1 protein-coding gene is annotated in these 1407 nt (G+C 70.0%); it reads left to right on the top strand.

What is annotated here, in order from left to right; translation table 11 throughout:
• The first annotated feature begins 74 nt into the window (after nucleotides 1-74).
• Nucleotides 75-1331, top strand: coding sequence for an Hsp70 family protein (locus tag G4D87_RS37780; protein ID WP_163787594.1), 1257 nt, complete (start codon nucleotides 75-77; stop codon nucleotides 1329-1331).
• Nucleotides 1332-1407: the final 76 nt, after the last annotated feature.

The following is a 1407-nucleotide window of genomic DNA, read 5'->3' as shown; positions in this document are numbered from 1 at the left end:
CGCCCGCCCTCCTCTGCTTGTTGATGCACGAAGCGCTACCCATGGATGGGGTTTAACGGTAAGGGGCGCCCCCCATGCGTGCGTGCGGACTCGATTTCGGAACCAGCAACACCGCCGCGGCCCTGCCTGACGGCACGGTGCTGTCCCTGCAACCCCATACCTCGGAGGCCCGCCTCTTCCGCTCCGTCCTCTTCTTCCCGGACGACGAGCAGGACATCTACGCCGGCGCCGACGCCATCCAGCGCTACCTGGAGGACAACACCGGACGCTTCATCCAGTCCGTGAAGTCCTTCCTCCACTCCAGCTCCTTCCGCGCCACCCAGGTGAAGGGGCGCACCTACACCATTGAAGAGCTGGTGGCCGTGCTGCTGCGCCGCGTGCGGGACGCCGCCGCGAGCGCCATGGGTGGCGCGCCCGAGGCCGTCGTGCTCGGCCGGCCCGCCGTCTTCACGCCGGACCCGGAGGCGGATGCCCTGGCCCAGCAGCGCCTGCTGCGCGCCGCGGAGCTCGCGGGCTTCCAGCACGTCCAGTTCCTCATCGAGCCCATCGCCGCGGCGCTCGCCTACGAGGCCCAGCTCACCCGCGACGAGCTCGTGCTGGTGGCGGACTTCGGCGCCGGCACCACCGACCTCACGCTGATGCGCCTGGGCCCCAGCCGCCGCGGCAACCCGGACCGCCGCCAGGACGTGGTGGGCTCCACGGGTGTGCGCATCGGGGGTGACCGCTTCGACGCTGAAATCATGCGCCACAAGCTGCTGCCCCGCTTCGGCGCGGGCTCCACCTACCAGGTGCGCGGCTTCAGCGACAAGCGGCTGCCCATTCCCCAGCACATCATGGCCAAGCTGCTCACCTGGCACGAGATGTCCTTCATCCGGGAGAAGTCCACCCAGGAATTGCTGGAGACCATGCTCAGCACGAGCGACCGCAAGGCCGAAATCCAGGCCCTGTACGACCTCGTCATGGACAACCTGGGCTACCGCCTGTTCCGCGCCATTGAAGCGGCCAAGGTGCGCCTGTCCCAGGAAGCGCAGGCCACGGTGGACTTCGAGGAGGCCCGCATCACCCTCCACGAGCCCATCACCCGCGAGGAGTTCGACACCTTCAGCCAGCCCCTGCTGGACGAGCTGGACGCGTGCACCACGGGCCTGCTGGAGAAGCACGCGGAGGCGAAGGACATCGACGCGGTGTTCCTCACCGGCGGCTCGTCGCAGATTCCCGCGGTGCGCCAGCTCTACGTGCGCCGCTTCGGCGAAGGGCGCGTGCGCACCGCGGATGCCTTCACCTCCGTGGCCGAGGGACTCGGGCGCGCGGCGGCGCACCTGTCCATCTGAGCGGGCCGTCCGGGGCGGGGCCTACGGGCCCACGTCCACGGTGCGGCTGAGCCACCCCACCCCGCCTCGCCCATCC

Origin of the sequence: Myxococcus vastator, from assembly GCF_010894475.1 — a bacterium.
GTDB lineage: Bacteria > Myxococcota > Myxococcia > Myxococcales > Myxococcaceae > Myxococcus > Myxococcus vastator.
The sequence above is the reverse complement of the archived record's forward strand: the minus strand, read 5'-3'. Positions and strand labels throughout refer to the sequence as shown.